Source organism: Pseudomonas sp. PNPG3 (assembly GCF_023093815.1).
GTDB lineage: Bacteria > Pseudomonadota > Gammaproteobacteria > Pseudomonadales > Pseudomonadaceae > Aquipseudomonas > Aquipseudomonas asiatica.
The window spans coordinates 12,031-37,007 of sequence record NZ_JALLKV010000002.1 but is presented as its reverse complement, the minus strand read 5'-3'; the positions used below and the strand labels follow the sequence as shown (position 1 = coordinate 37,007).

Here is a 24,977-nt window from a genome sequence, read left to right as displayed (position 1 = left end):
GCGACGGTTTCAGCCCCCAAAAACCGGCGCATTCCCTGCCATCAAGCCCTGCTCCGTCGTTTGACATATCGAACAGCTCTGGCAAGCTATCTACAAGCCCCGACCGGAATCGTCGCCTCCGACGAGCCGGCAGTGCTCGGGGCTACAGGTTGCACCCATGGCCCCGCGCCGTGCACCTGCACAACAACGACAGGCCGAACCTGTCCCAAGGTGACATATGTCCAACAGCAACATTGGCAACAAGCAACCCTCCCTGCGCAAACCCGTCGTCCTGATGACCATGGGCAGCCAAGAGCGCAAAGGCCATGACTATCAGGTCATGACCCACAAATACATCACCCCGCTGGTCGAGTTTTCCGATTGCGTCCCGGTGCTGGTGCCCACCTGCTGCGGCATCGAAGACCTCGAGACCTATCTGGACATGGCCGACGGCGTGTACCTGACCGGCGCCGGCAGCAACATCGACCCGGCCCTGTACGGCCAGGAAAACGAGACCCCCGGCAAAGGCCAGGACCAGAACCGCGACCTGTTCGACATCCCGCTGGTCAAGGCCGCGATCAAGCGTGGCCTGCCGATCTTCGGCATCTGCCGTGGCATGCAGGAAATCAACGTGGCCCTGGGTGGCGACATCTACCAGAAGGTGTACGCCGAGCCAGGCTTCAACGACCACCGGGAAAACCCGGAAGACCCGGTCGAGGTGCAATACGCCCAGGTGCACGGCGTGAAGATCAAGCCGGACAGCTGGCTGCGTGACACCCTGGGTACCGACGAGATTCGCGTCAACTCGCTGCATGGCCAAGGCCTGCACAAGCTCGGCACCGGCATCGAGGCCATCGCCCACGCCGAAGACGGCCTGGTCGAGGCGATCCATGCCCCGAGCATCTCGCCATTCCTGTTCGCCGTGCAGTGGCACCCGGAGTGGCAAGCGGCGAAGAACCCGGATTCGATCAAGATTTTCCAGGCTTTCGGCGACGCTTGCCGGGCCCAGGTACGCAAGGCGCAGATCAAGCGCCAGCACGCTGCCTGACCCCAGTTTCCTCTGCTTTGATCGCGGGGCGGCGCAAGGCCGCCCTCGTTTTCCCCGGTCACCCTCTGCTGGTCCCAGAACACTTCCCGTGGAAACGGGCGGCGGGCTTGTGCCTGTCTCCGCGATCTTTTTTTCCTGCCCCATAAAGAGATACGATGACTGATCGCGATGGATCTGCCATCTGCGTCTCGTGCATCTCTTGTTGTCGCCTGTTCTGGCCTCTTCGCGGGTAAACCCGCTCCTACAGGGATCTCCGCAAATTTCAAGCGCGACGCGGTCCGTGTGGGAGCGGGTTTACCCGCGATGAGGCCAGCACAGGCAATAACACTCCTTCCGCCCCTCCACAAAAAAATCTCCCAAAGGGACTAGTCATCGTACAAGTTGTACGATAACTTACCTCAAACGCAAAACAACACCCTTCACCCAAGCGCCACAGGATGCCAACAACAATGACTCCACAAGAACTCAAATCCATCCTCTCCCACGGCCTGCTGTCTTTCCCGGTCACCGACTTCAACGCCCAGGGCGACTTCAACCCGGCTGGCTACGTCAAGCGCCTGGAATGGCTGGCCCCGTACGGCGCCAGCGCTCTGTTCGCCGCCGGTGGCACCGGTGAGTTCTTCTCCCTGGCTGCCAGCGAATACAGCCAGGTGATCAAGACCGCCGTCGACACCTGCGCCAAGTCGGTCCCTATCCTTGCCGGCGTCGGTGGCTCCACCCGCCAGGCCATCGAATACGCGCAAGAAGCCGAGCGCCTGGGTGCCAAGGGCCTGCTGCTGCTGCCGCACTACCTGACCGAAGCCAGCCAGGAAGGTGTCGCCGCCCACGTCGAAGCCGTGTGCAAATCGGTAAACATCGGCGTAGTCGTCTACAACCGCAACGTCTGCCGCCTGAACGCCGACCTGCTGGAAAAACTGGCCGAGCGCTGCCCGAACCTGATCGGCTACAAGGACGGCCTGGGTGACATCGAGCTGATGGTGTCGATCCGTCGCCGCCTGGGCGACCGCTTCAGCTACCTGGGTGGCCTGCCGACCGCCGAGGTGTATGCAGCCGCCTACAAGGCCCTGGGCGTGCCGGTGTACTCCTCCGCCGTGTTCAACTTCGTGCCGAAGACCGCCATGGACTTCTACAACGCCATCGCCCGTGACGACCACGCCACCGTGGCCAAGCTGATCGACGACTTCTTCCTGCCGTACCTGGACATCCGCAACCGCAAGGCCGGTTACGCCGTGAGCATCGTCAAGGCCGGCGCCAGGATCGCCGGTTACGATGCCGGCCCGGTGCGTACTCCGCTTACCGACCTCACCGCCGACGAGTACGAAAAACTCGCCGCGCTGATGGACAAGATGGGCCCGCAGTAAGCGCCGCCCGCGGCCTGCCAGATGCCGCGCCCGGAGTGGGCCAGCCCCGCTCCGGTTACAATTCGTGAGCCCGCACAAAAATAACTAGTGGGAGTACTACCAGCATGCAAGCGACGAAGAAGACGCATGTGCGCTACCTGATCCTGTTCATGCTGTTCCTGGTGACCACGATCAACTACGCTGACCGCGCCACCATTGCCATCGCGGGGTCCAGCCTGCAGAAAGACCTCGGCATCGATGCCGTGACCCTCGGCTACATCTTCTCCGCCTTCGGATGGGCATACGTGGCTGGCCAGATTCCTGGTGGCTGGCTGCTCGACCGCTTCGGTTCCAAGAACGTCTACGCCTTCAGCATCTTCACCTGGTCACTGTTCACCTTGTTGCAGGGCTTTGTCGGTGGCCTGCCGGTGGCCTGGGCGGTGGTGACGCTGTTCACCCTGCGCTTTTTGGTCGGTTTTGCCGAAGCCCCGTCGTTCCCCGGCAATGCGCGCATCGTCGCGGCCTGGTTCCCGACCCAGGAACGCGGCACCGCCTCGGCCATCTTCAACTCGGCGCAGTACTTCGCCACCGCATTGTTCGCACCGATCATGGGCTGGATCGTGTTCAGCTTCGGCTGGGAGCACGTGTTCGTGGTGATGGGCGCACTGGGCATCGTGTTCTCCATGGTGTGGCTGAAGACCATCTACAACCCGCGCCAACACCCACGTATCAGCCCAGGTGAACTCGAACACATCGAGCAGAATGGCGGGCTGGTGGACATGGACCAGAAGCGCGGCAACGACGGCCCGAAATGGGGCTACATCAAGCAACTGCTGACCAGCCGCATGCTGCTGGGCGTGTACCTGGGCCAGTACTGCATCAACGCCATCACCTACTTCTTCCTCACCTGGTTCCCGGTGTACCTGGTACAGGAGCGCGGCATGACCATCCTCAAGGCCGGCTTCATCGCCTCGCTGCCGGCGGTCTGCGGCTTCATCGGTGGTGTGCTGGGCGGGGTGATCTCCGACTGGCTGCTGCGCCGCGGCAACTCGCTGACCTTCTCGCGCAAGCTGCCGATCGTCTGCGGCCTGCTGCTGTCGACCACCATGGTGTTCTGCAACTACGTCGACGCCGAGTGGATGGTGGTCGGCTTCATGACCCTGGCGTTCTTCGGCAAAGGCATCGGCGCGCTGGGCTGGGCGGTGGTCGCCGACACCTCGCCGAAACAGATCGCCGGGCTGTCGGGCGGGCTGTTCAACACCTTCGGCAACATCGCCTCGATCACCACGCCAATCGTGATCGGCTACATCATCAGCGCCACGGGTTCGTTCAAGTGGGCCTTGGTGTACGTCGGCGCCAACGCCCTGGTGGCGGTGTTCAGCTACCTGGTGATCGTCGGCCCGATCAAGCGCATCGAGCTGCGTGAAAGCCCAAAGCCTGACGCCGAGCCAGCGGCCGGCAGCGAACTGGCCGGCTCGCGCCACTGAGTGAACACGCCCGCGGCGGCCACCCCGCCGCGGGCGGATGTACAAAAGCCTGAGAACCTGACAAGTAGGGCCCGAACATGCAGTTGATCGAACATTCCGACTCGCCCCGCTACGTCCGCCTGCACGACGATGACAATGTCGTGGTGGTGGTCAATGATGGCGGCCTGGGCGAAGGCGCCCGCTTCGCCGACGGCCTGACCCTGGTCGAGGGCGTGCCACAGAGCCACAAGGTAGCCACCGTAGCCATCGCCAAGGGCGAACCGGTGCGCCGCTACGGGCAGATCATCGGCTACGCGCTGGAAGACCTGCGCCAGGGCAGCTGGGTGCAGGAAAGCCAACTGGCCATGCCGGCCGCGCCGGAGCTGGACAGCCTGCCACGCTGCGACGCCGTCCCGCAGCCGCTGCCGCCGCTCGAAGGCTTCACCTTCGAAGGCTACCGCAACGCCGACGGCACCGTCGGCACCCGCAACATCCTCGGCATCACCACCACCGTGCAGTGCGTGGCCGGCGTGCTGGAGCATGCGGTAAAGCGCATTCGCAGCGAGTTGCTGCCCAAGTACCCCAATGTCGATGACGTGGTGGCGATCACCCACAGCTACGGCTGCGGGGTGGCGATCAACGCGCGCGATGCCTACATCCCGATCCGCACGGTGCGCAACCTGGCGCGCAACCCCAACCTGGGCGGTGAGGCCCTGGTCATCAGCCTGGGCTGCGAAAAGCTGCAGGCCGGCCAGGTGATGCACGACAACGACCCGTCGGTGGACCTCAGCGACCCGTGGCTGTACCGCCTGCAGGACGCCAGCCTGGGCTTTGTGGAAATGATCGAACAGATCATGCAACTGGCCGAGACCCGCCTGAAGAAACTCGACCAGCGCCGCCGCGAAAGCGTGCCGGCCAGCGAACTGATCCTGGGTATGCAGTGCGGAGGCAGCGATGCCTTTTCGGGCATCACCGCCAACCCGGCGCTGGGCTACGCCGCCGACCTGCTGGTACGCGCCGGCGCCACCGTGCTGTTCTCGGAGGTGACCGAAGTGCGTGACGCCATCTACATGCTCACCTCGCGGGCGGAAAACCAGGAGGTCGCAGACGCCCTGGTGCGCGAAATGGACTGGTACGACCGCTACCTGCAGCAAGGCGCCGCCGACCGCAGCGCCAACACCACGCCGGGCAACAAGAAAGGCGGCCTGTCGAATATCGTCGAGAAGTCGCTGGGGTCGATCGTCAAGTCCGGTAGCGGCGCCATCCAGGGCGTGCTCGGCCCGGGCGAGCGGGTCAACCGCAAAGGCCTGATCTTCTGCGCCACCCCGGCCAGCGACTTTGTCTGCGGCACCCTGCAACTGGCTGCCGGGATGAACCTGCATGTGTTCACCACTGGCCGCGGCACCCCGTACGGCCTGGCCATGGCGCCGGTGGTCAAGGTATGCACCCGCAGCGAGCTGGCCCAACGCTGGCCCGACCTGATCGACATCGACGCCGGGCGCATCGCCAGCGGCCGCTCGACCATCGAGGAGCTGGGCTGGGAGCTGTTCCACTACTACCTGGACGTGGCCAGCGGCCGCAAGCAGACCTGGGCCGAACAGCATCGCCTGCACAACGACATCACCCTCTTCAACCCGGCACCGATTACCTGATGCCAAGGGCTTGCCCGACTCAATATTGCAACGCGGTCCCTGTGGGAGCGGGTTCACCCGCGAACACCGGCAATGCCGGTGCCATACACCGAGTTGCCTGCTTCGCGGGTGAACCCGCTCCCACAGGGTCCGAGCAAACGCCTCAAGCACGTTCTCTTCATTCACTACTCTCTACAGGAGCACCCCATGCCTGAAATCCTCGGCCACAACTTCATCGCCGGCCAGCGCAGCGCCGCTGGCCCGCAGCGCCTGCAGAGCCTGGACGCCAGCACCGGCGAGGCCCTGCCCTACAGCTTCGCCCAAGCCACCGAAAGCGAAGTGGACCAGGCCGCCAAGGCCGCGGCCGCCGCTTTCGCCGAATTCCGCCAGCTGGCCCCGGCGCGGCGCGCCGAATTCCTCGACGCCATCGCCGCCGAGCTGGACGAACTGGACGACGCCTTCGTCGCCATCGTCTGCCGTGAAACCGCCCTGCCCCCCGCCCGTATCCAGGGCGAGCGCGGCCGCACCAGCGGCCAGATGCGCCTGTTCGCCCAGGTGCTGCGCCGTGGTGACTTCCTCGGTGCGCGCATCGACCTGGCCCTGCCCGAGCGCCAGCCCCTGCCACGCGTGGACCTGCGCCAGATGCGCATCGGCGTCGGCCCGGTCGCCGTGTTCGGCGCCAGCAACTTCCCGCTGGCCTTCTCCACCGCCGGTGGCGATACCGCTGCGGCCCTGGCCGCCGGTTGCCCGGTGGTGTTCAAGGCCCACAGCGGCCACATGGCCACCGCCGACCTGGTTGGCTGTGCCATCCAGCGCGCCGCCGAGCGCACCGGCATGCCCAAGGGCGTGTTCAACATGGTGTTCGGTGGCGGCGTCGGCGAGTGGCTGGTCAAGCACCCGGCCATCCAGGCGGTCGGCTTTACCGGCTCGCTGAAAGGCGGTGACGCCCTGTGCCGCATGGCCGCCGAGCGCCCGCAGCCGATCCCGGTGTTCGCCGAGATGTCCAGTATCAACCCGGTCATCATCCTGCCGGGCGCCCTGGCCAAGCGTGGCGAAGCCATCGCCCGAGAACTGGCCGGTTCGGTGAGCCTGGGCGCAGGCCAGTTCTGCACCAACCCGGGCCTGGTGATCGGCCTGCAGTCGCCGCAGTACAGCCAACTGCTGGCCGAGCTTGGCCAGCACCTGAGCCAGCAAGCCGGCCAGACCATGCTCAACGCAGGTGGCCTGCGCAGCTACGTCGGTGGCCTGGAGCACCTGCACGCCCATGCCGGTATCGAGCACCTGGCCGGCCAGGCGCAGGCAGGCAGCCAGGCGCGCGCCCAACTGTTCAAGGCCGATGCCCGCCTGCTGGTGGCGTCTGACCCGCTACTGCAGGAAGAAGTGTTCGGCCCGACCACTGTTGCCGTGGAAGTGCAGGACAACGATCAGTTGCGCGCCGCCCTGCTCGGCCTGCGCGGCCAGCTGACCGCGACCCTGATTGGCGAGCCGGAAGACCTGCAGGCCTTCGCCTGGCTGGTCCCCCTGCTGGAAGAGAAGGTCGGGCGGATCCTGGTCAACGGCTACCCGACCGGTGTCGAGGTGTGTGATGCGATGGTGCACGGCGGGCCTTACCCGGCCACGTCGGATGCGCGCGGCACATCGGTCGGCACCCTGGCCATCGACCGCTTCCTGCGCCCGGTGTGCTACCAGAACTACCCGCAGGCGCTGTTGCCTGAGGCACTGCGCGACGGCAACCCGCTTGGGCTGCGCCGGCTGGTGAATGGCCAGTGGAGTGAGGGCGCGATCTGATCGCCCCTTGAAACCAGAAAGCCCCGCGGATGGCGGGGCTTTTCTTTTGGCTGTACCGGCCTCTTCGCGGGTAAACCCGCTCCTACAGGGACCGCGCCGTACTTACAGGTAATGGATAACCTTGTGGGAGCGGGTTTACCCGCGAAGAGGCCAGGTCAGGCAACAGAGAAGCCTCAGGCCCCCTGCGCCTCGGCCTCTGCATGCGCCTGGCGCAAGCGCTCGCGGCTGTTGCTCAGGTGCATGCGCATGGCCATCTTCGCCCCTTCGCTATCACGCCGGGCGATGGCTTCGTAGATCGCCTCGTGCTCATGCATCAGCCGGCTCATGTAGTGCGCCTGGTCATCATGGGCCAGCCGCGCCGAGTTCAACCGGGTACGCGGGATGATGCTGGTGCCCAGGTGGTTGATGATGTCGGCGAAGTAGTGGTTGCCGCTGGCCTGGGCAATGCGCAGGTGGAACTGGAAATCCGCCGACACCGCATCCGTGGCGTGGGCAGCCCCTTCGTTGAGTTCGTCCAGCGCCGCACGCATGCCGGTCAGCTCTTCATCGCTGCGCCGCTGCGCCGCCAAGCCCGCCGATTCGATCTCCAGGGCAATGCGCAACTCCAGCACCGCCAACACTTCGCGCAGGGTGACCACGGTCGCCGGGTCGATACGGAAACCACCCGTGGCTGGCGCGTCCAGCACGAAGGTACCGATGCCGTGGCGGGTCTCGACCTGCCCGGCAGCCTGCAGCCGCGAGATCGCTTCACGCACCACCGTGCGGCTGACACCCTCTTCGGCCATGATCTGCGATTCGGTCGGCAGCTTGTCGCCGCGCTTGAGCTGGCCGCTGCGAATGCGCTCGGTCAGCACCGTGACCAGTTCCTGGGCCAGACTGCGCGGCTTGCGCCGGGTCTTTGCCTGTACCTGCTGCTCTGTCATTGCCCTGTATTTCACCTTGAAAGACAGCGCTCATCATAGCGCAAGCAGTTGTACGATCACATACACGCAGTGCGGTATTTCTCGGCGTCCGCAGGCGACACGCAGCCCTGAACGAAACACTGGAATGCTGGCGCCTCGCAGTTGCAACGCTGTACTGTGCGGTTTTACGCTCATCCATGGAAGGAAAACACCGCATGAAACCCCTCGACCGCTTGTTGCTAGCCAGTGGCCTGTTGATCCCCTTCTGGCTGCTGGCAGGCGTATGGTTCACCGCCCTGGCCTACCCCGGCTACGACCACCTGCAACAGGCCATGAGCCAGCTCGGCGCCGTCGGTTCGCCGACCCAGAACTGGTCGCCGTTGGTCAACAACTTCCCCCTTGCCATGCTGTTCACCCTGTTTGCCTGGGGCCTGGCGCGGCGCTGGCGTGGTTCGAAGCTGGCATTGCTGAGTGCGGCGCTGGTGCTGTTTCATGGTCTGGGCAGCCTGGGTACCGGCTGGTTTCCTTGCGACCAAGGTTGCGCTCCGGCGCAGCCTTCCCCTTCACAGCAGCTACACAACCTGTCCGGCTTGCTGATGTTCCTTTCGCTGACCCTTGCAAGCGCACTGTGGGCCTGGTTGGGCAATCGCATTGCCGGCTCCAGGGCACTGGGGCTGTTTTCCCTGGCTTGCGTGGTGCTGGCGATCGTGACCGTCGTACTCATGGGCAAGGCAGCGCAAAGCGGCCAATGGTTCGGCCTGTACCAGCGCCTGAACTACGGCGTATCGGTGATCTGGGTCGCCAGCCTGGCCTGGACCAGCCTGCGCACACACCGCGCCAGCCCGTTGCGGATGGCAACAACCTGACGGCAATTTGCTGGCCCCCGGTAACTGCTTGTGAAGGCAAACTTCGTTTTCCTTCAGATGCTTAGGACAGCAACATGCGAGTACTTCTAGCAACGATGGCCGGCTGCCTGCTAGCCACGCTCGCTTTCGGCGCCCAGGCACGGGCGCTGAGCCAGAACGATCGCCACACTTGCGGTTGGGGCGCGCAGATAGCCGCCGAGGCGCAGCAGGCCAAGCTTTCCGGGGTAACCCTGTATGCCACGCGCAAGAAGCTGCAGGCGCGCAAATTCCCCAAACCGTGGATGCGCATGACCGCCTTCGGCATTACCGAACAGACCTACAACAGCCGCTCGCGGCTAAAGCCTGCAGCGATCAAGCAGACCTATTACGAGCAGTGCGTGCAACAAGCGGTAGCAAGGCGATAACGATTGCCCGCGTACCCTGTGGGAGCGGCTTTAGCCGCGAAGAATCCATCGCGGTGCATGGCACCGGCTATGCCGGTGTTCGCGGCTAAAGCCGCTCCCACAGGGTCCCTGCTAATTCAATTGATTATGTGCAATTCTATAGCCGCCACGGTGCGCCGGCCTCGAAGCGTGCTTCCAGCCACGCCTTGAAAGCCACCAGGGCGGCAGTGTTGAGGCGCGCGGTCGGCCGTACCAGGTAAATGCCTGCCGCCACATCCAGCTGCCATTGCGGCAGCACCCGCACCAAGCGCCCGGCGGCGAGGTCCTCGCCCATCAGCCAGTCCCCTCCCGCCAGGATGCCAACGCCACGCCGCGCCGCCTCCAGCAGGGCTTCGTTGTCATTGCTGCGCAGGCTGCCGGCAACCTTGACACTCACCTGCTGCCCGCCACTCATCAGTCGCCATTCGGGGAAGCTTCGCAAACCACTGAAACCCAAGCAGTCATGCCCGGCAAGATCCTCCGGCTGCACGGGTGCGCCATGCCGGGCCAGGTACTCGGGCGACGCACACAGGATGCGCAGGTGATCGCACAGCTTCCTGGCCACCAGGCGGTTGTCAGCCAGCTCGCCAATGCGGATGGCAGCGTCGAAACCCTCGCCGATCAGGTCGACGAAACGATCGGCATACTCGGCCTCCACCATCACCTGCGGGTAGGCCAGCACGAAATCGGCCAGCATCCCGCTCAACCAGCGCCGGCCCATGGCTGCCGGCAATGCCAGGCGCAGGCGCCCACGTACCGTCGCCGCCCCCTCGGCCGCTTCCTGTTCGGCCTCGGCGATCAGCCGGTTGGCCTCGCGCACCTTGGCCACCAGCCGCTCGCCTTCATCGGTAAAGCGCAGTTGCCGCGTGCTGCGCTCCACCAGGCGAATGCCCAGGCGCTTCGACAGCACCGTGGGGTGGCGCTCCAGCTGCCGCCCGGCAGCGGCAAACGAGCCCTGCTCGTGCAGCGCCAGCAAGGTGGCAAGTTCATCGGCGCGGCGGCTGTCGAAGGCATCCATGGCAAGGCTCGGCACAAGGCAGTAGAGGTGGAAGTCGGGTATCAGGCAGTAAGGACCAGCGCGCCCTCCGACTGCCCTTGCTCCAGGTCCCCGTGGGCCCTGGCCGCGTCGGCCAGCGGGTAGGCACGCCAGACCCGAGGCTGGATGATACCCTCGGCGACCGCCGCCAGCACATCGGCGGCGCGCTGCTGGTACTCGTCGACCGTGCGGGTGTGTGCTGCCAGCGAGGGCCGGGTCAGGTACAGCGAGCCCTTGGCGTTGAGCATGGCAACCTCGATGGCCGCCGGCGCGCCGGAGGTGCCGCCGAACGACACCAGCAAGCCACGCACCCGCAGGCTGTCCAGCGAGGCTTGCAGCGACACCTTGCCGACACAGTCATAGGCCACGTCCACGCCCTGGCCCTGGGTCAGCTCGCGGACCTGGCCGGCCAAGGTTGCCGCGTCGAACACCAGCACATGGTGGCAACCTGCTGCCTGCGCCCTTGCCACACTCTGCGGGCGTGATACCACGCCGATCACCGTCGCCCCCAGGTGCCGCGCCCAAGGCGCCATCAGCTGGCCCAAGGCACCGGCGGCACCGTACAACAACACTTGGCTACCCGGGCCCACGGCATAGGTGGTCTTCAGCAGGTACTGCGCCGTGATGCCCTTGAACAGCACGGCGGCAGCGGCCTGGTCATCCAGCTGCGGCGGCAGCTTGATCAGGCGCTCGGCCGGGTACAGGCGGCCGCTGGCGTAACCGCCAACCGGGCCCATGGCATAGGCGACCCGGTCGCCCACCTGCACGTCATGTACCCCTTCGCCGACGGCAGCGACCCGCCCAGCCCCTTCCAGCCCCAGCCCGGAAGGCAAGTCCAGTGGGGCACCGCCCTTGCGCTGCAACAGGTCGAGCGGGTTGACACCCATGGCCGTCTGTTCCAGCCAGACCTGGCCGGGCCCTGGGGCTTGTGCTTGCAAGTGTTCAAGCTGCATGACATCGGCAGTGCCGGTGCTGTTGAGAACGATGCGGGTAGCCATGATCGAATCCTGTTGGATGGGGGTTCGAGGCAGGCTAATCAGGCGAGGAATGTTGAACAATTAGGCAGGATGCAGATGATTTCTGCACCCCTTGCAGCAGTTCGCTCAGTGCCTCAGCACCCGGTCAGCGCTACAGGCCGACGCTCGCCGGCAAAGTACAGCGGACGCAGGCGCACGCCGATCAGGTTGCAGCCATAGGGGCGCCCAGGCGACGCGGCTCGGGTGTTGCGGTTGCGGAAAGACCCATCGGAATACTCGGATAACAGTGAAACGGGTGGGGAATATAACCCCAACGAATGACACGGTCCCTGTAGGAGCGGTCTTGTGTCGCGATGGGCCGCACCGCGGCCCCGACAATGTCAGCCATGATGCCGAAATCCTGGGGCCTCGACAGCCTTGGGCATTTGTTAAGCTGATCAAAACTGCCAGACACAACCAAGACCATTCGCACCATGGATGAACTACGCAAGATCGACCTCAACCTGCTGCTCGCCCTGCACGCCCTGCTGAGCGAAAAGCACGTCACCCGCGCCGCCCTGCGCCTGCACCGCAGCCAACCGGCGGTAAGCCACGCCCTGGCGCAGTTGCGCAAGCACTTCGACGACCCCTTGCTGGTGCGCCAGAACGGCAGCATGACCTTGACCGCCCGCGCCCAATCGCTGGCCAAACCGCTGCACGACGCCCTGGGCAACCTCAACGGCCTGCTGGCCGCCCCACAGTTCGAACCGGCCAAGGCCCAGCGTCGCTTCAGGCTCTCGCTGTCCGACTATTCCTCGCGGATCATCCTGCCACCCCTGCTGCGCCACCTGCGCCAGGTCGCGCCCGGGGTGGACCTGGCCATCAGCCAGGCCAGCCGCGAAACCATGCTGGCCCAGTTGCTCGATGGTGAACTGGACCTGGCCTTGGGCATCTTCCCGGACCTGCCCCAGGCCATCACGGCGCAGCCGCTGTTCACCGACAGCTTCATCAGCGTTGCCGACCGCCAGGTGCTACCGGCCAGCGGCGGCCTGGCCCTGGACGACTGGCTGGCCCGCCCGCATGTGCTGATGGCCATGCACCCGGATGCCTTCGATGAAATCGAACGCGCCCTGGCCGCGCAAGGCCTGCGTCGGCGGATTGCCCTGGCCTTGCCGCATTGGAGTGCGGCGGTCGAGGTGCTGGCCGGCACCGACCTGATCCTCACCGTGGCCAGCCGCGCGGTGGGCTCGCTGCACCAGCACGAGACATTGCGCCAGTTCGAGCCGCCACTGGCGATTCCTTCGTTCGATTACCAGCAAGCCTGGCATAGCCGCAAGGACGACGACCCCGGGCATCGCTGGCTGCGGGAAACCGTGTGGGCGTGCAGCCAGCCGGGGCGCTGATCAGCCTTCCGACTGTTTCTCCACGGCAGTGGCACTGGCCGGCGTGCCTGCTGCCCAGGTGCCCTGCACCAGCAGCACGCCGCAGAGGATCAGCACCACACCTGCCAACCTGGCCAGGTTGAGCGGCTTGCCCCCCAACCCCATCACCCCGAAGTGGTCTGCGACCACCGCCGTGATGATCTGCCCCGCCACCACCAGCACCAGGAACCCCGCCGCCCCAAGCCGGGGGGTGAGCGCAGCAGCACCGGCCACATACAGCGCCCCCAGCACACCACCAACCCACAGCCACCAGGGCCCCTGCAAGGCCTTGCCCATGTCCGGCGCCGGTACCCTGAGGATCAGCAGCGCGAAAATCACTACCAGCGAACTTACCGTCAATGACGTGAACGCGCCCCATAACCAATGCCCCAGAGCCCGGCCGACGGCGGCATTACCCGCAGCCTGGAACGGCAGCACGGCACCGGCAAGCAACGCCAGGGCAAAGGGAAGCACCAGAAGGCACAAGGTCTTGCTGAACATGGCAGTCCTCATTCGTGACAGATGTTCAGGCGATGATCGGGAAATTCCCTTCATCCATGGAAATCGAAAGTGTGCACGTACTTTATTCACCACATGGATACACGATCACGCAGCCCATTACCGGCAAGCCAGCGCCCATAGGTACCGCGCAGTCCTGAAGCCTGAGCCGTACCTATGAGAGCAACTGTCTTGCTCAAATTCTAAAAGTTGGCGCGATCTCTGTGGGAGCGGCTTTAGCCGCGAGAATCCAACGCGGTGCATGGCACCGGCTGCGCCGGTGTTCGCGGCTAAAGCCGCTCCCACAAAGTCCCTGCTAATTCAATGAGTTATGTGCAGTTCTATGGGAGCTGGCTTGCCGGCGATGGGCCGCACAGCGGCCCCCATCGATTAGCTGAAAGGGCATCAATGCAAGGCGATCCCATAGGCGGGCAACCCACAGCCTGCCCCAATGAATGGTCAGCGCGAGGTTTCGACGCGCAGCACTTCGGTGTAGATCGCGTCGACCGTCTGGCCGACCTTGAGGTTCTTCATGCGTGCCTGCAGGTCAGGGTTCTCGACCTTGACCACCTGCAGCTTGCCCTCCGGCGGCAACAGGCTCACTTCATGCGTCTTGAGGTCGATCTTCTTGATCTGCGAGGTCACCCTGACCTGGCGGAACGCCTCGCCGCCCGGGTTGGGGTTGTCTGCGGTGGCGCGAATGGTACCGGACTCTTCAGTCGCCTTCGGTGCACCGCCCACCTCGGGATTCAGCACATAGGCCACTGCACGGGTCACGTAGATGTCGACTTGGTCACCCACCTTGAGGTTGGGCAGCGCCTTGGCCTTTTCAGTGAGCTGGAAGGTCACATCCTTCTTGGCGTCAGGGCCTTTCACCGTGACCTGTCGGTTAGCCAGGTCGATGGCCGTGACCTGCGTGGTGACGTGGCTTTCCAGCGCCTCGCTACCAATGGGAATACCGGCAGCCTGCACCGTGAAGCTGAAGGCAGACGCCAGGGTGGCAACGGCAATGGCACGAGCGAGAGAGCGAATTGGATTCATAGGCCTGCTTCCATGTAATCGAGACCGGGTAGGGACGTGAAATGTTCACGCGCCAACAAGCATAGCCCTTGCCTGACACATTGCCGGCCCTTCCCCCTCACGACGCGTTTTGTCGCTTTTTCTGCCAGCTGCATTCTTGCAATAGCAAATACGAACTCTTTACACTTGCTTTACATTTGCAAATCATTACTATTCGTGACCTTCAAATACAACAAAGAGTCACCTGTAATGGCAAAAAAGTCTGTTGTCCCAGCATCCATTTCCGTGCTGGGCATTCTGGTTGTACCTGCTGTTCACGCGGTCCAATCTGAATCGCAGGGTTCCCTCGCCTTGCCCGCCACTGCGGTCACCAGCGCCTACGAGCAGCAAAGCTACAAGGCCAGCGAAAGCCGCAGCGCCATGAAGATCGACGCCCCGCTGCGCGACATCCCGCAAACCGTCAACGTCGTGCCCGAAAGCGTGATCAAGGACCAGGGTGCGCAGTCTATGGAAGACGTGCTGAAGAACGTGCCCGGCGTCGGCCTGTCCAACGGCGACGGCCAGCGTGACCAGGTGACCATTCGCGGCTTCAGCGCCATTGGCGACATGTACATCGACGGCGTGCGCGACGACGCGCTGTACTTCCGCGACCTGTCCAACATCGAGCGGGTCGAGGTGATCAAGGGCCCTGCCGCCGTGCTGTATGGCCGCGGCTCTTCGGGCGGCCTGATCAACAGCATCAGCAAGAAGCCGAGCTTCACGCCCAAGCGCGAAGTCGGCATGAGCTTCGACAGCGAAGGCAAGCGCCGCACCCAGTTCGACACCGGCTGGGCCGACCCGCAAAGCAACCAGGCCTACCGCGTGACCGGCGCCTTCGAAGACAGCGACACCTTCCGCGACGATGGCTATATCGACCGCAAGGCCATCGCGCCATCGGCCTACTTCCGCCTCTCCGACGACCTGGAACTGAACCTGGGCGCCACCTACCTGTACGACAAGCGCCTGATCGACTTCGGCATCCCGGCGCTGGGCAACCGCCCGGTAGATGTGGACCGCGACAAGCGCTTCGGCTCCGGCGATGCCGACCAGGACTACGCCCGCAGCGAAGTGTTCTCGCTGACTGCCAGCCTGGACTACCGCATCAACGACGACTTCACCCTGACCAACACCAGCCGGTACTACCGCTACGACCTGGACCGCAACAACACCTTGGCCGACAGCAGCCCGACGCGCTTCGTCACCGCGCCTGACGGCGAACTGCTGGTCAAGCTCAACCGTGGCAACGTCGCCCGCGACGAGTACGGCATGTTCAACCAGACCGAACTCAAGCAACAGGCGCAGCTTGCCGGCATGCAGCACAACCTGCTGTATGGCGTGGAAGTGGGCTTCCAGGACAAGCACCAGCGGGTGCTGAGCCAGAACAACGTGGCCCAGGTGCCGGTGTACCGCGACGCCCTGGTGCCGGTGCCGGAGCACGCCGCCAACCTGTCGTCCAAGGGCACCAACTTCCAGCAGACCGCCGGCCTGTATGTGCAGGACATGATCGAGCTGAACGAGCACTGGAAGGCCCTGGTCGGTGTGCGTTATGACATCTTCGGCCAGGAGTACGACGACGACCGCGCGCAGAACGTCGACCTCGACCGTACCGACAAGACCTGGAGCCCACGTGCCGGCCTGGTGTACCAGCCGGATAACATCCAGTCCTACTATGTGTCGGTCAGCCGCAGTTACCAGCCTTCGGGCGAAGTGTTCGCGGTCAGCCCGACCAACCAGCATCTGGAGCCGGAAGAAACCACCAACTACGAAATCGGCGCCAAGTGGGACCTGCTCGACAGCCGCCTGTCGGTGACCGCAGCGGTATTCCGCCTCGAGCGCACCAACATGAAGACCGCCGACCCGGCCAACCCCAACCTGACTGTGCTGGCCGGCGAACAGCGCACCGACGGTTTCGAAGCCACCGTCAGCGGGCAGCTCACGGACAAGTGGCAGATCTACGCCGGCTACGCCTACCTGGATGCCGAGATCACCAAGTCCAACAGCAAGACCAATGGCGTGGCCAACGAAGGCCAGACTCCTACCCTGACGCCGCGTAACAGCGCCAACGTCTGGCTGGTGCGCACGCTGACCCCGGAATGGCGCGTGGCCGCCGGCGCCAACTACGTCGACGAGCGCTACACCGCACTCGACAACGTGGTGGTGATGCCGGGCTACACCACCTTCGACGCCGCGCTGCTGTACAGCGTGCCGCAGTGGGATGCCGCGCTGCGCCTCAAGAACGTGTTCGACCGCGACTACTATGCCTCCGCGCACGGTTCGGTTGACCTGATCACCCCGGGTGCACCGCGCACGCTGGAAGCCAGCTTCAACTACCGGTTCTGATCGTTGCCCCAGGCGCAAGGCCTTGCCATGGTTCGAGGCCTTGCGCTGCTTCTGATACAACGCAAGCGTTCACCGCTTCGCTTGAATGCAATATCCTGTGCAGTGTATGGCACCGGCCTTGCCAGTGTTCGCGGCGCTTCGACGCCTCGGTAAACCCACTCCCACAGGGGCAGCACCTTGCTTGCGATCGCAGAGTCCTGCGCCTCGGTAAGGAGAGCATATGAGCAGTAAACCGATTCGCCCCTCCACCTCCTGGGCGCTGACCACCCTGCTCGCCTTCAGCCTGGCACTCACCGCCGGTTGCTCCAGCAAAGCCAGCAAGGCCAGGTACGCGACACCGGCAACGGGCTCCAACTGCTTCGCCAAGGCCGTGCCCACCACCGGCGAAGGCGGTCTCGCGTGGGGCAATACGCTGAGCATTGCCCGGCAGAAATCGCTGAACAACTGCGTGCGTTATGCAAGCCGGTCAGGAGGCACACCGAAGACTTGCCAGGTGGTGATGGCCAAGTGCAAGAACTGAGCGCTTGGCCCGTGGGCTCAACCTCGAATGATCACCACTTCAAGGTACTCACTCGGCACCACCAACGACGACGCGCCGCCCACATTGCTTTCATTCAGCAACTGGGTCAGATCCCGCTCCAGCGCCCCGGCCGCTTCCGGCTCCAGCGAGGCAAACGCTTTGTGCACCGGCCCGTACCAGGTGCGAAACACCTCGATGAAATGCGCCGCCGAGCGATAGCGGAAGTTGAAGTGCTGGCGGCTGACCTTCAATTCGCCCAGCGCCCCCTCGAACATCACGCGCAACTGTTCTTCATCACCCCAGCGTGAAGGCGGCAGAGCCCCGGCTGGTGGCGGTACATGCCGCCCGAGGGTCTTGAACATTTGCCCGACGAACCCTTGCGGGGTCCAGTTGGCCAGACCGATCCGGCCACCGGGCCGGCACACCCGGCTCAGTTCGCGTGCGGCCTGAGCCTGGTCGGGGGCGAACATCACGCCGAAAGTGGACAGCACGGCATCGAAGGTGCCATCGGCAAACGGCAGCGCTTCGGCATCGGCGACCTGGAACACCACATTGAGGTGCTCGGCCCGCGCGCGTTCTTCACCGCGCTTGAGCAGCTCGGGCACATAGTCGGTGGAGGTGACACGGCAGCCGAGCCGGGCAGCAGCCAGGGTGGCATTGCCGTTGCCGGCGGCGACATCCAGCACCTGTTCGTCCCAGCGCAGGTCACAGGCTTCGGCCAGGCGCTCGCCAACCAGTTGCAGCGTGGTGCCGATTACCGCGTAGTCGCCACTTGCCCACGCGGCTTGCTGACGGGCTTTGAGGGCATTGGTATCCAAAGGGGTGCTCATGGTCTGCGCCTTCTTGTTGTGCGCGGCCGAGGTCCTTCTGGCGGTCAACGCGCCATGGATCGAGGGGATGGGAGCAAAACGCTACGCGCCTGGCAGGCGAAGCGGCAAGACAGATTGGGGATAGCGTTTATTTGAAACCGATATATGAAGGCGATCGACGTCGCTGTAGGAGCGGCCTTGTGTCGCGATGGGCCGCAAGGCCGCTCCTACAGGAGTCAGGCGAACTTGGCCCGGGCCGCGTGCAGCTTCTTGTAGCTTTCGATCAGGCGCAGGTGGCGATCGAGGCCTTCGAGCTTCATGCTGGTCGGGGTCAGGCCATGGAAGCGCACGCTGCCGTCCACCGAACCCAGCACCGCGTCCATGCGCGGGTTACCGAACATGCGGCGGAAGTTGGCTTCGTAATCGTCCATTTCCAGTTCGTCGTCCAGCAGCACTTCCAGCACCACGTTCAGCGCCTGGTAGAACAGGCCGCGCTCGACGGTGTTGTCATTGAACTGCAGGAACGCCTCCACCAATTCCTTGGCATCCTCGAAGCGCTGTACCGCCAGGCAGATCAGCAGCTTCAACTCGAGAATGGTCAGCTGGCCCCACACCGTGTTCTCGTCGAACTCCACGCCGATCAGCGTGGTGATGGTGGTGTAGTCATCCACATCGCAGTTGTCCAGGCGCTTGAGCAGCAGCTTGAGGGAACGGTTGTCCAGGCTGTGCAGGTTGAGGATGTCGGCGCGGAACGACAAGGCGCGGTTGGTGTTGTCCCAGATCAGGTCCTCGACCGGGTAGATCTCCGAGTAACCCGGCACCAGGATGCGGCAGGCGGTGGCGCCAAGGTTGTCGTACACCGCCATGTACACTTCCTTACCCAGGTCCTCGAGGATACCGAACAGGGTTGCGGCCTCCTGCACGTTGGAATCCTCGCCGTGGCCGGAAAAGTCCCACTCGACGAACTCGAAGTCGGCCTTGGCACTGAAGAAGCGCCACGACACCACACCGCTGGAGTCGATGAAGTGCTCGACGAAGTTGTTCGGCTCGGTCAGCGCGTGGCTTTCGAAGGTCGGTTGCGGCAGGTCATTCAAGCCTTCGAAGCTGCGGCCCTGCAGCAGTTCGGTGAGGCTGCGCTCCAGCGCCACTTCCAAGCTCGGGTGGGCGCCGAACGAAGCGAATACGCCGCCGGTGCGCGGGTTCATCAAGGTCACGCACATCACCGGGAACTCACCGCCCAGCGACGCATCCTTGACCAGCACCGGGAAGCCCTGCTCTTCCAGGCCCTGGATGCCGGCGACGATGGCCGGGTACTTGGCCAGTACCTCCTGCGGCACATCCGGCAGGCACAGCTCGCCTTCGAGGATTTCGCGCTTCACGGCGCGCTCGAAGATTTCCGACAGGCACTGCACCTGCGCCTCGGCCAGGGTGTTGCCGGCGCTCATGCCGTTGCTGAGGAACAGGTTCTCGATCAGGTTGGACGGGAAGTACACCACCTGCTGGTCGGACTGGCGCACGAACGGCAACGAGCAGATGCCGCGCGCGGTGTTGCCCGAGTTGGTGTCGTACAGGTGCGAGCCACGCAGCTCGCCGTCCGGGTTGTAGATTGCCAGGCAGTGCTCGTCGAGGATCTCAGCCGGCAGCGCATCGCGCGGGCCGGGTTTGAACCACTGCTCGTTCGGGTAGTGCACGAACGGCGCGTTGGCCAGGTCCTCGCCCCAGAACTGGTCGTTATAGAAGAAGTTGCAGTTCAGCCGCTCGATGAACTCACCCAGCGCCGAGGCCAGCGCGGCCTCCTTGGTCGCGCCCTTGCCATTGGTGAAGCACATCGGCGACTGGGCGTCGCGCACATGCAGCGACCACACGTTAGGCACGATGTTGCGCCACGAGGCGATCTCGATCTTCATCCCCAGCCCGGCGAGGATGCCCGACATGTTGGCGATGGTCTGTTCCAGCGGCAGGTCCTTGCCGGGGATGTAGGTGCTGGTGTCCGCCACCGGCATCAGCAAGCCCTGGGCATCGGCATCGAGGTTGTCGACCACTTCGATCACGAACTCGGGGCCGGTCTGCACCACCTTCTTCACCGTGCAGCGGTCGATCGAGCGCAGGATGCCCTGGCGGTCCTTCTCGGAAATGTCCTCGGGCAGCTCGACCTGGATCTTGAAGACCTGGTTGTAGCGGTTTTCCGGGTCGACGATGTTGTTCTGCGACAGGCGAATGTTTTCGGTGGGAATGTCGCGGGTCTGGCAGTACAGCTTGACGAAGTAAGCCGCGCACAAGGCCGAAGACGCCAGGAAATAGTCGAACGGCCCCGGGGCCGAGCCATCACCCTTGTAGCGGATCGGTTGGTCGGCGATCACCGTGAAGTCGTCGAACTTGGCTTCGAGACGGAGATTGTCGAGAAAATTGACCTTGATTTCCATGCGGGATTACCGTGATTTAAACGTGCAAAACGAAATTGGCCGACATTATCCGGGTTTTCGTTGCGGAAGTCCTCCTCACCTCCAAATGCGCTTTCTTGTAGGAGCGGCCTTGTGTCGCGATGGGCCGCAAAGCGGCCCCTTACAATACTGCATGCTGCCAAGATCCTGGGGCCGCTGCGCGCCCCATCGCGACACAAGGCCGCTCCTACAGGCGATAGCGCACATCGCCGCTTGCGCATTTCACCGAATTGCTTGCCTGATCCTCTGAACCTGCCCCCGTCAGCAGACCGGCGGTCACCCCGCTGTGCTAGCGTTTCTGCACTGGGGAGCACCGTATTCCCCGATCACAAGAAACCAAGCGACAGCAACCGTTGACGGGCAGGTGAACCATGGAACTACGCATCAACCAGAAGACCTACCAGGTCGAGGCAGACGCCGACACGCCCCTGCTATGGGTGATCCGCGATGACCTGGGGCTGACCGGCACCAAGTATGGCTGCGGCCTGGCCCAGTGCGGCGCCTGTTCGGTGCTGGTGGACGGCAACGTGGTGCGCGCCTGCGTCACCCCGGTGGCCGGTGTGGTCGGGCGCGAGGTGACCACCATCGAGGCGATCGAGGCCGATGCCGTCGGCAAACGGGTGGTCGCGGCCTGGGTCGAGCACCAGGTGGCCCAGTGCGGCTACTGCCAGTCCGGCCAGGTAATGGCCGCCACGGCTCTGCTCAAGCACACGCCCAAGCCCAGTGACGCACAGATCGAGGCAGCCATGGTCAACCTGTGCCGCTGCGGCACCTACAACGCCATCCATGCTGCCGTGCATGAGCTGGCCCAAGGGGAGAAGGCCTGATGAACACACCAGTCGATTCCCCCGCCGAACTGCTCAAGCTGCAACTGGGCGAAACCGTCAACCTGTCGCGTCGGCGCTTTCTTGCCGGCACGGCTGTCGGTGCCCTGGTGCTGGGTTTCGGCCTGCCCATGGGCTCGGCCCGCGTGCAGGCAGCTGCCGCAGCAACCCCGGAGCGCGGCACCCAGGTGCCGGCGTTTCTGGAGATCCGCCCGGACGGCAAAGTGCGCCTGCTCAGCCCGTTCATGGAAGGTGGCCAAGGCCCCTTCACCGCCATGGCGCAGATCGTTGGTGAAGAGCTGGACGTCGACCCGGCCAATTTCGTGGTCGACAGCGCGCCGCCCGGCGAAGCCTATGTAGTGATGGAAAACGGTATGCGCATCACCGGCGGCAGCATGTCGGTGCGCATGAGCTACCCGACCATGCGCCGCCTGGGCGCCCTCGCCCGGGCCATGCTGCTGCAGGCGGGTGCCGAGCAGCTGGGCGTGCCGGTCGAAGAACTCTCCACCACGCCGGGTCACGTGGTACATACCACGACTGGCCGCTCCATCCCCTACGGAGAACTGGCCGGGCGGGCCATGGACCTGCCGGTGCCGGACCCGGCCAGCGTCAAGCTGCGCGACCCCAGCCAGTTTCGCTGGATCGGCAAGCCGGTACGTCGCCTGGATGCCTACGACAAGTCCACCGGCAAGGCGGTGTACAGCATCGACATCAAGGTCGACGGCATGCTCCACGCTGCCGTGCAGCACGCGCCACGCCTGGGCATGACCGTCGGCAGCCTGCGCAACGAAGACCAGGTCAAGGCCATGAAGGGCGTGCATTCGGTGCATCAGCTGCCGGGCGCCGTGGCCGTGGTAGCCGAACGCTGGTGGCATGCCAAGCGCGCGGTCGAGGCCATCCAGGTTGACTGGAAGGAGCCTGCGGCTGACAGCCCGGTACGGCCGATGCCGGCCGACTTCTCCAGCGATGGCTGGCGCGAGCACCTGGCCACGGTCACGGGCCCGGCGCGCGACGACGAAAACCAGGGCGACGTGGCCGGCATGCTGGCCAGTGCCAAGACCCGGGTCGAGGCAACCTACCATAACCAGTACCTCAACCACGCCCAGCTGGAGCCGCCGTCGGCACTGGCGCGCTTCAACCCGGACGGCACCCTGGAGGTATGGCTGCCCAACCAGGCGCCGGACATGTTCCGTGACGACATTGCCAAGCGCACCGGCCTGGCCCCGGCACAGATCACCCTGCATTCGCCGTTGCTGGGCGGTTTCTTTGGCCGCCACTTCCTGTACGACTCGGCCAACCCCTACCCACAGGCCATTGCCTTGGCCAAGGCGGTCGGCCGGCCGGTGAAACTCATTTGGAGCCGCGAGGAAGAATTCCTCCGCGATGTGCTGCGCCCGGTCGCCGTGGTGAAATTCCGTGCCGGGCTGGATGCCGACGGCCTGCCGGTGGCCCTCGAAGCCGTGAGCGCCACCGAAGGCCCGACCGAGGCCCTCGCAGGCAAGCAAGGCGAAAAGCTCGACCCGACCGCGCTCGAAGGCCTGTCGGGCAAGTCCTACGCCATCGCCAACAAGCGTATCGCGCAGATCTACGTGAAAGGCCCGGCCATGCTCGGCTACTGGCGCTCGGTGGGCAACTCGCTGAATGACTTCTTCTATGAGTCGTTCCTCGACGAACTGGCCGACAAAGGCGGCAAGGACCCGTTCGAACTGCGCCTGCACCTGCTGCGCGACAACCCGCGCCTGACCAACCTGCTGCAGGCCGTCGCCGAGCTTTCCGGCGGCTGGAAGCGCGGGCCGTTCACCGCCGAGGACGGCAGCAAGCGGGCGCGTGGCGTGGCCATGGCCTCGCCGTTCGGCTCGGAGGCAGCGGTCATTGCCGAGGTATCGATCGAGAACGGCCAGGTCAAAGTGCACGACATCTGGCAGGCCATCGACCCGGGCAGCATCGTCAACCCGGCGATCATCGAGCATCAGGTCAACGGCGCCGTCGCCCTGGGCCTGTCGCAGACACTGCTGGAAGAAGCGGTGTACGTGGATGGCAAGCCGCGCGCGCGCAACTACGACCTGTACCCGATCCTGCCGCCGTCGCGCATGGCCAGGGTGCATGTGCGCATTGTCGAAAGCGGGGCGAAGATGGGCGGCATCGGCGAGCCACCGTTGCCCGCGGTGGCACCGGCGGTAGCCAACGCAGTCGCGCAGCTGACCGGCCAGCGCGTGCGCAGCCTGCCATTGAGCCGCCATACCTTCAGCTGAGCACACAAGGACGCCCCATGACCCATCGTTTCGCAAGAACCGCTGGCTGGCTGGCGCTGCCGTGCCTGGTCGCGGCAGGCCTGCTGGCCTGGTACGTCACCCGCGAGCCCGCCTCGCCATTCGCCGATGCGCAGGCCACCACTGCCGACCCGGCGCTGGTCAGCCGTGGCGAGTACGTGGCCCGCCTCAGCGACTGCGTGGCCTGCCACAGCCTGCCGGACGGCAAACCGTTCGCCGGCGGGCTGGAAATGGCCACCCCGCTGGGGGCGATCCACGCCACCAACATCACCCCCGACCGCGACACCGGCATCGGTGGCTACAGCCTGGCCGACTTCGACCGTGCCGTGCGCCAGGGCGTCGCACCCGGTGGCCGGCGGCTGTACCCGGCCATGCCCTACCCGTCCTACGCCAAGCTCAGCGATGACGATGTAAAGGCGCTGTACGCCTTCTTCATGCACGGCGTGCAACCGGTGCAACAGGCCAACCTGGCCAGCGACATTCCCTGGCCGCTGAACCTGCGTTGGCCCATCGCCTTGTGGAACGGCGTGTTCGCCGCCACCACGCCCTACACCAACCAGGCCGGGCAGGATGCCCAGTGGAACCGCGGCGCCTACATCGTCCAGGGCCCTGGCCACTGTGGCAGCTGCCATACGCCGCGCGGCCTGGCCTTCAACGAAAAGGCCCTGGATGACAGCGGCAAGCCGTTCCTCGCTGGTGCCCTGCTCGATGGCTGGTATGCACCGAGCTTGCGTGCCGACCCCAACACCGGGCTGGGGCGCTGGAGCGAAGCCGAGATCGCGCAGTTCCTCAAGACCGGGCGCAACCGGCATGCGGTGGTATTCGGCTCGATGACCGAGGCCTTCAACAACTCCACGCAGTTCATGAGTGACGACGACCTGGCCGCCATCGCCCGCTACCTGAAGTCGCTGCCCGGCGACCCGCAACGCGACGGTGCGCCGTGGCAATACCAGGCCGAAACGACGGCGGCGCGGCTCGACAGCCCTGGGGCGCATACCTATGTAACCCGCTGTGCGTCGTGCCACGGCCTGGACGGCAAGGGCCAGCCCGAATGGATGCCGCCTTTGGCCGGCGCTACTTCAGCACTGGCCAAGGAAGACGCCTCGGCGATCAACATCACCCTCAATGGTTCGCAGCGGGTGGTGACGGCCGGGTTGCCCGATGCCTATCGCATGCCGGCCTTCCGTGAGCAACTGAGTGACCAGGAAATTGCTGATGTGCTGGGTTTCGTGCGCAGTGCCTGGGGGAACAATGGTGGCGCGGTGAATGCGCAGGCGGTGGGCAAGTTGCGTGGGCATACCGACCCGGCCAGCAGTAGCCCGATCATTTTGCATATGCGATGAATTTGGTGGCTGTACCGG

20 protein-coding genes are annotated in these 24,977 nt (G+C 64.7%); 13 read left to right on the top strand and 7 right to left on the bottom strand.

What is annotated here, in order from left to right:
* Positions 1-217: 217 nt before the first annotated feature.
* The 5 genes from MJ643_RS02305 to MJ643_RS02285 all read left to right on the top strand — a co-directional run bounded on the left by MJ643_RS02305 (position 218) and on the right by MJ643_RS02285 (position 7,252).
* Complete coding sequence (locus MJ643_RS02305; RefSeq protein ID WP_013972989.1) at positions 218-1,027, top strand: type 1 glutamine amidotransferase; 810 nt, start codon at positions 218-220, stop codon at positions 1,025-1,027.
* A 449-nt stretch (positions 1,028-1,476) separates the two neighbouring features.
* On the top strand, positions 1,477-2,388 hold the full coding sequence (kdgD, locus tag MJ643_RS02300) for a 5-dehydro-4-deoxyglucarate dehydratase (protein ID WP_025338830.1): 912 nt from the start codon (positions 1,477-1,479) through the stop codon (positions 2,386-2,388).
* 104 nt (positions 2,389-2,492) lie between these two features.
* Positions 2,493-3,854: an MFS transporter gene (locus MJ643_RS02295; protein WP_015270698.1), complete on the top strand. Its 1,362-nt coding sequence runs from the start codon at positions 2,493-2,495 to the stop codon at positions 3,852-3,854.
* Positions 3,855-3,931: 77 nt separating this feature from the next.
* A complete protein-coding gene (gene garD / locus MJ643_RS02290; protein WP_013972992.1) occupies positions 3,932-5,485 on the top strand; it encodes a galactarate dehydratase in 1,554 nt (517 codons plus the stop codon).
* A 186-nt stretch (positions 5,486-5,671) separates the two neighbouring features.
* Positions 5,672-7,252 carry an aldehyde dehydrogenase (NADP(+)) gene (locus MJ643_RS02285; RefSeq protein ID WP_013972993.1) on the top strand — a complete coding sequence of 527 codons (1,581 nt, stop codon included), beginning with the start codon at positions 5,672-5,674 and terminating at the stop codon, positions 7,250-7,252.
* A 173-nt stretch (positions 7,253-7,425) separates the two neighbouring features.
* On the opposite strand, the gene MJ643_RS02280 is transcribed toward MJ643_RS02285, so the two are convergent.
* Entirely contained in the window at positions 7,426-8,175 is a 750-nt protein-coding gene (locus MJ643_RS02280; protein ID WP_013972994.1) for a FadR/GntR family transcriptional regulator, read from the bottom strand.
* Positions 8,176-8,369: 194 nt separating this feature from the next.
* On the opposite strand from MJ643_RS02280, the gene MJ643_RS02275 reads away from it, so the two are divergent.
* Both MJ643_RS02275 and MJ643_RS02270 read left to right on the top strand, forming a co-directional pair.
* A complete protein-coding gene (locus tag MJ643_RS02275) occupies positions 8,370-9,020 on the top strand; it encodes a DUF998 domain-containing protein (protein WP_031324318.1) in 651 nt (216 codons plus the stop codon).
* Positions 9,021-9,094: 74 nt separating this feature from the next.
* Complete coding sequence (locus MJ643_RS02270) at positions 9,095-9,424, top strand: hypothetical protein (protein ID WP_247726590.1); 330 nt, start codon at positions 9,095-9,097, stop codon at positions 9,422-9,424.
* A gap of 136 nt (positions 9,425-9,560) precedes the next feature.
* Here the strand turns inward: MJ643_RS02270 and MJ643_RS02265 are convergent, their stop codons facing one another.
* Both MJ643_RS02265 and MJ643_RS02260 read right to left on the bottom strand, forming a co-directional pair.
* Positions 9,561-10,460 carry a LysR family transcriptional regulator gene (locus MJ643_RS02265; protein WP_038409774.1) on the bottom strand — a complete coding sequence of 300 codons (900 nt, stop codon included), beginning with the start codon at positions 10,458-10,460 and terminating at the stop codon, positions 9,561-9,563.
* A 41-nt stretch (positions 10,461-10,501) separates the two neighbouring features.
* Entirely contained in the window at positions 10,502-11,476 is a 975-nt protein-coding gene (locus MJ643_RS02260) for a quinone oxidoreductase (RefSeq protein WP_013972997.1), read from the bottom strand.
* Between the two features lie 452 nt (positions 11,477-11,928).
* Here MJ643_RS02260 and MJ643_RS02255 point away from each other — a divergent pair, with 452 nt between their 5' ends.
* Positions 11,929-12,837, top strand: a complete 909-nt coding sequence (locus MJ643_RS02255; protein ID WP_208209121.1) for a LysR family transcriptional regulator — start codon at positions 11,929-11,931, stop codon at positions 12,835-12,837.
* Here MJ643_RS02255 and MJ643_RS02250 read toward each other — a convergent pair whose 3' ends face one another.
* Positions 12,838-13,356, bottom strand: coding sequence for a DMT family transporter (locus tag MJ643_RS02250; RefSeq protein WP_039615271.1), 519 nt, complete (start codon positions 13,354-13,356; stop codon positions 12,838-12,840).
* Between the two features lie 456 nt (positions 13,357-13,812).
* Entirely contained in the window at positions 13,813-14,394 is a 582-nt protein-coding gene (locus tag MJ643_RS02245) for a hypothetical protein (RefSeq protein WP_013973000.1), read from the bottom strand.
* A gap of 228 nt (positions 14,395-14,622) precedes the next feature.
* Between MJ643_RS02245 and MJ643_RS02240 the strand changes: the two genes are divergently transcribed.
* Positions 14,623-16,752, top strand: a complete 2,130-nt coding sequence (locus MJ643_RS02240; RefSeq protein ID WP_024087293.1) for a TonB-dependent siderophore receptor — start codon at positions 14,623-14,625, stop codon at positions 16,750-16,752.
* 220 nt (positions 16,753-16,972) lie between these two features.
* Positions 16,973-17,272, top strand: a complete 300-nt coding sequence (locus MJ643_RS02235) for a hypothetical protein (protein ID WP_003260568.1) — start codon at positions 16,973-16,975, stop codon at positions 17,270-17,272.
* 17 nt (positions 17,273-17,289) lie between these two features.
* Here the strand turns inward: MJ643_RS02235 and MJ643_RS02230 are convergent, their stop codons facing one another.
* A complete protein-coding gene (locus MJ643_RS02230; RefSeq protein ID WP_044047080.1) occupies positions 17,290-18,102 on the bottom strand; it encodes a class I SAM-dependent methyltransferase in 813 nt (270 codons plus the stop codon).
* 215 nt (positions 18,103-18,317) lie between these two features.
* Positions 18,318-20,504 (bottom strand): OsmC domain/YcaO domain-containing protein, encoded by a 2,187-nt coding sequence (locus tag MJ643_RS02225; RefSeq protein WP_013973003.1) that lies wholly within the window; start codon positions 20,502-20,504, stop codon positions 18,318-18,320.
* A 389-nt stretch (positions 20,505-20,893) separates the two neighbouring features.
* Between MJ643_RS02225 and MJ643_RS02220 the strand changes: the two genes are divergently transcribed.
* From MJ643_RS02220 to MJ643_RS02210, 3 genes are read left to right on the top strand one after another with little or no spacing between them, the layout of a single operon-like run.
* The gene (locus tag MJ643_RS02220) at positions 20,894-21,349 is read left to right on the top strand and encodes a (2Fe-2S)-binding protein (RefSeq protein ID WP_003259224.1); all 456 of its coding nucleotides are present in this window, start codon (positions 20,894-20,896) and stop codon (positions 21,347-21,349) included.
* Positions 21,349-23,598, top strand: a complete 2,250-nt coding sequence (locus tag MJ643_RS02215; RefSeq protein ID WP_013973004.1) for a molybdopterin cofactor-binding domain-containing protein — start codon at positions 21,349-21,351, stop codon at positions 23,596-23,598. Before MJ643_RS02220 ends, MJ643_RS02215 begins: the two co-directional genes overlap by 1 nt.
* 17 nt (positions 23,599-23,615) lie before the next feature.
* Positions 23,616-24,959, top strand: coding sequence for a cytochrome c (locus MJ643_RS02210; RefSeq protein ID WP_013973005.1), 1,344 nt, complete (start codon positions 23,616-23,618; stop codon positions 24,957-24,959).
* The last annotated feature ends 18 nt before the right edge of the window (positions 24,960-24,977 follow it).